At 67.8% G+C, this 4,646-nt stretch carries 4 protein-coding genes and 1 tRNA gene; 2 read left to right on the forward strand and 3 right to left on the reverse strand.

Going from position 1 to position 4,646, the window contains the following annotated elements; genetic code table 11:
* The 3 genes from V7E05_RS02595 to V7E05_RS02605 form a co-directional block, all read right to left on the reverse strand.
* Nucleotides 1–691 (reverse strand): ATP-binding cassette domain-containing protein (locus V7E05_RS02595; protein ID WP_333618119.1); only part of this gene is annotated, 691 nt, incomplete at its 3' end.
* Nucleotides 692–840: 149 nt separating this feature from the next.
* Nucleotides 841–1,383, reverse strand: coding sequence for a single-stranded DNA-binding protein (locus V7E05_RS02600; protein WP_333618120.1), 543 nt, complete (start codon nucleotides 1,381–1,383; stop codon nucleotides 841–843).
* A gap of 162 nt (nucleotides 1,384–1,545) precedes the next feature.
* On the reverse strand, nucleotides 1,546–3,567 hold the full coding sequence (locus V7E05_RS02605; protein WP_333618121.1) for a cytochrome c oxidase assembly protein: 2,022 nt from the start codon (nucleotides 3,565–3,567) through the stop codon (nucleotides 1,546–1,548).
* A gap of 119 nt (nucleotides 3,568–3,686) precedes the next feature.
* Between V7E05_RS02605 and V7E05_RS02610 the strand changes: the two genes are divergently transcribed.
* Nucleotides 3,687–3,762 (forward strand) — tRNA-Arg (locus tag V7E05_RS02610).
* A 61-nt stretch (nucleotides 3,763–3,823) separates the two neighbouring features.
* On the forward strand, nucleotides 3,824–4,646 hold an 823-nt coding region (gene cmrA, locus V7E05_RS02615), incomplete at its 3' end, for a mycolate reductase (protein WP_333618122.1).

The following is a 4,646-nucleotide window of genomic DNA, read 5'->3' on the forward strand; positions in this document are numbered from 1 at the left end:
GGTCGACCTCACAGATCCACTGCGCCACGTGATCGAGGAAGTAACGGTCGTGGGTGACGGCGAGGACTGCGCCCGGGTAGGTCGCGAGATGCTGCTCGAGCCACAGCACCGACTCGGCGTCGAGGTGGTTGGTGGGCTCGTCGAGGAGCAGGAGGTCCGGCTTCGACAGGAGCAGACGGCACAGCGCGACGCGGCGACGCTCACCACCGGAGAGGTGGGTGACGGGCGAATCGCCCGGCGGGCAGCGGAGCGCGTCCATCGCCTGCTCGATCTGCGAGTCGATGTCCCAGGCATCGACGGCGTCGAGCTGCTCCTGCAGCTTGCCCATTTCGTCCATGAGCTCGTCGGTGTAGTTCGTGGCCATTTCCTCGGCCACCTCGTTGTACCGGCGGAGCTTGACCATCGTGTCGCCGAAGCCCTCTTCGACGTTCTCCTTGACGGTCTTGTCCTCGTCGAGCGGCGGCTCCTGGAGGAGGATCCCGACGGTGGCCTCGGGATCGAGGAATGCCTCGCCATTCGACGGCTGGTCGATCCCAGCCATGATCTTGAGGATCGAGGACTTACCGGCGCCGTTGGGGCCGACGACGCCGATCTTGGCGCCCGGGTAGAAGGCCATCGTCACATCGTCGAGGATCACCTTGTCGCCGTGCGCCTTGCGCACCTTCTTCATGGTGTAGATAAATTCAGCCATTGCACCCTCTACGCGCTAGATTGACGAACGTTTGCGCTGCGCCTTCCGCGCAGCCAGCGGCCCCCATCGTACGTGTTCGCCACGGTCTTTCGAGTCCCGAGGGGCCACGGCCGCCGCTTCGAGCGCGGCCCCTGCACTCCCCCGGCCCGCTAGAACGGTGCGTCCTCGCCTTCCGCCGGGTTTCCCGCGGCCACGGCGGCGAGAACGGGCTCTCGCTGTTCGGCCTGTTCGCCCTGCTCCGCGCTCACGCCGGCCGCGGCACTTCCGGTATCCGGATTGTCCACCTCCGCTCCGCCGCCGGCATCCCCCTCCTCGCCGTTCCCGGGCGCCCGCTGCGCCCGCACGGACTCGACGGAGCCGAGGTCGACCGCGACGTGCTGAGCCCGCAGCTCGGTGTAATTGCGCCTCTCGCCGTCCTTCTCGTAGTGGCGGCTGGCGAGCGTGCCGATCGCGACGACGATCTGCCCGCGCAGCGGGACCGCCGCGGCGCGCCGGGCGAGGGAGTCCCAGCAGGTCACGGTCACGTAGAAGGTGTCCTTGTCCACCCACGAGTTCGTCGCGGGGTCGAGCTGCCGCTCGTTGGCTGCGACCCGGAAATTGAGAACGGCGCCGCTGCCGTTGTTGGTGCTCGTGATGGGGTACGTGGCGATCACTCGGCCGCGGACGGTGGCATGGGTTCGGTTGACGATCATGGTGGCTGGTTCCTCACGGTTGTTGTAGCCGACTTCCCGATCGGGCGACGCCCGACACGGGAGACGCTTCCAGCCTTGAACCCGGCCCCTACCCGCGCAGGCGGCAACAACAGCAACCGCTGTGGACGGCGCGGACCCCTGTGGATACGCGGAAGTCCGCCGTCAGGAATGCCGGTTGAGGTCCTTCAGCATGGCGTTGTACGCGCGCAGATCCGCGTCGTCGTCGCGCTCCGCCTTGCGCTCTTCCCGGCGCGCATCCTTGGAGTCGCTCGAATACCACTGGAACCCCAGGGCCACCATGACGACGAACAGCGGGATCTCGCCGAGACCCCAGGCGATCGCCCCGCCGCTCTTCTGGTCGGCGAGCAGATCGGGCACCCACGGGAGCGCGAGGCCGTGGTACCAGTCCTGGCCGAGGACGTCCGGGTACATCATGAGGATGATTCCGAAAAACGCGTGGAACGGCAGCGATCCGATGAGCGTGAGCAGCTTGTAGAGCGGCGAGAAATTATGCGGCGAGCGGTCGATTCCGATGATCGACCAGTAGAAGAGGTACCCCGAGACGAGGAAGTGGATGTTCATGAACAAGTGGCCGAAGTGGTTGCTCACCAGCGCGTCGTAGAAACCGCCGAAGTAGACGACGTAGAAGCCGAGCACGAACTGGACGGTGGCCACGATGGGATGCGTAAGGAACGCGGAGATCGGGTTGTCGACGGCCGCGACGATCCACTCGCGCGGGCCCGGCGGGCGACCGCGTCCCGCCGGACGGATCGCGCGGAGGGCGAGCGTGATCGGCCCGCCGAGGCAGAGGAAGATCGGGGCGAGCATCGAGATCATCATGTGCCCGAGCATGTGCAGCGAGAACTGGGCCATCATGTACATGCCGATGCCCGAGCTGGTGGTGAAGAAGAGGGTGAAGCAGCCGGCCATCCAGAACACCGTCCGGCTCACCGGCCACGAATCTCCGCGGCGGCGCAGGACGACGAGGCCCCACGCGTAGAGGGCGGCGCCCGCGACCGCGACCGTGCCGAGCACGAGGTCGAATCGCCAGTGCGTGAGCAGCGTGACGATCGACGGGTCCCCCGGGAGCTGGAAACCGAGGAGCGCCTCCTGGACCCCGGGCACGTACTTCGGCGCCGGCGGCGGCGTACGGCCGAGGGAGGCAGCGACGGCGATGGTCGCCGCCATGACCATCGTCTCGATTCCCGCGAACGCCCACACGCGGGAGGAGGAGATGGTGCCGTTCTTGTCGGCGCTGTTCTTCCCGGTGCCGCTCCCCAGCACCTTCTTCCGCAGCCCGAGCGCGAGCAGGCCGATGACCACGATGAGCACGGCCTTGGTGACGATGAGCCGGCCGTACGAGGAGGTGAACAGGTCGCCCGCCGAGACGCGGACCATGGCATTGACGACGCCTGAGGCCGCGACCACCCCGAGGCAGACCGTGGCCACGGCGCTGTGGCGGCGGAGGGCGAGGCGGAGGTCCGCGTCGCCACGCAGGGTGTGCAGGACGATGGCGGCGAGTCCACCGACCCAGACGACGGCGCCGATGAGGTGCCAGAGCAGCGAGTTCGTGGCGATGTCGTGCGCGCCGGACGACGCGGAGTGGCCTGTCGCGGCGACGGGGAGCAGCGCGGAGGCGCTGACCACGAACCAGATGAACGACCAACGCCACGACATCGTGAAGCGCTGCCCGAACGCCGCGACGATCGCGATGATCGCCGCCCAGCGCCACGAGGACGCGACGTCGACGGTCTGGAGCGCGAGGAGCCACTGGCTGATCGACAGCGAGCTCGTGAGCGGTTGGCCCGATACGTCCGAGAGCGTGAGCGGGACGAGCGCCGCGGCGCACACGGCCCACGCGATGTTTGCCGTCGACGCCCAATGCTGTGTGCGGTAGCCCGCGACGTCGAGCGTCCCGTCCTTCTGCGGCGGGGTGTAGAAGGTCGCAAAGAGGGAACAGCCGACGGCGAGGGCGCAGAAGAGTTCGGCGACCGCGCGGACGATGGGCAGTCCGTACGTCGTGAGCTTGCCCGGGTCCGGGATGCCGAGGAGCTGGAGGGCGGCGCCCGTCGAGATGCTGCTGAGCGGTCCGGCGACGACGGCCGCGACGAGCACGAGGAGGATCGTGTAGCCGAAGAGAATGGGGCCTGCGGGCCGCCGATCGGTGCCGGCGCTGGAGTTCATGGCCCCATCGTAAAACCTGGGCCCCGGGGAAAACCTGTCGAGGTGGCTCGATACGAGGGGTGCGTTAGGATTCCCGCTAGGAAGTCAGACAGTCGTCCGTCAGAAGCCTGACAGACTCCGCCTCCGTAGCTCAGTGGATAGAGCAGTCGGTTTCTACCCGATTGGTCAGGGGTTCGAATCCTCTCGGGGGCACCAGTATTCGATCGATTAGTCGATCGAGCCCAGACCACCAACCCCGAGCGAGAGTCCGAGGAATATGGCACTGCCCACGCCCAGCAAGAGCAACGTCGCGGTCGTTACGGGGGCGTCCTCCGGGATCGGCATGGCGCTCGCGCGCGAGCTCGCGACGCGCGGCTACAACCTCGTGCTCGTGGCGCGGCGCGAGTCCGTGCTAGCCGAGCTCGCGGGCGAGCTTCGCGCCGCCACCGGGGTACGCGTCGAGGTCCGGGCCTGCGATCTCTCCTCCCCCGAGCAGCGCGCGCCGCTCCTCGCCGAGCTCCGCACGCTCGAGGTGTGCGTGCTGTGCAACAACGCCGGGATCGCGACGTTCGGGCCCGTGTCCGAGCTCGATCTCGACTACGAGCGCGCGCAGGTCCAGCTCAACGCCGTCGCGGCCTTCGAGCTGATCCTCGCCGTCCTCCCCGGGATGGTGTCGCGGCGCTCCGGCGCGATCCTCAACGTCGGTTCCGCGGCGGGCAACACCGCTATCCCGAACAACGCAACCTACGCCGCCACCAAGGCGTTCCTCAATACGTTCTCCGAGTCGATTCGCGGCGAGGTTGCCGGACAGGGAGTCAACGTCACCCTCCTCGCTCCCGGCCCTGTGCGCACCGAGGAACTCGCCGAGGAGGACAAGACCTTCGTCGACCGGATCGTCCCCGATCGCCTTTGGATCGACACCGAGTACACCGCGCGCGTCTCGCTCGATGCCCTCGCGAAGAACAAGATGCGCGTCGTTCCCGGCCCTATCGGGCAGGGGATGTCGCTCGCCGCGAACTTCGCACCCCGACGCATGATGGCACCGATCATGGGCCGCTTCTACGCCAAGCTCGGCGAGGGGTCGGCGGATGAGGCTGCCG

Source organism: Dietzia sp. (assembly GCF_036741115.1).
Lineage (GTDB): Bacteria > Actinomycetota > Actinomycetes > Mycobacteriales > Mycobacteriaceae > Dietzia.

Coding starts and splice junctions, on each gene's coding strand:
- V7E05_RS02600 (WP_333618120.1), bottom strand. CDS start 1,383: ATGATCGTCAACCGAACCCATGCCACCGTCCGCGGCCGAGTGATCGCC.
- V7E05_RS02605 (WP_333618121.1), bottom strand. CDS start 3,567: ATGAACTCCAGCGCCGGCACCGATCGGCGGCCCGCAGGCCCCATTCTC.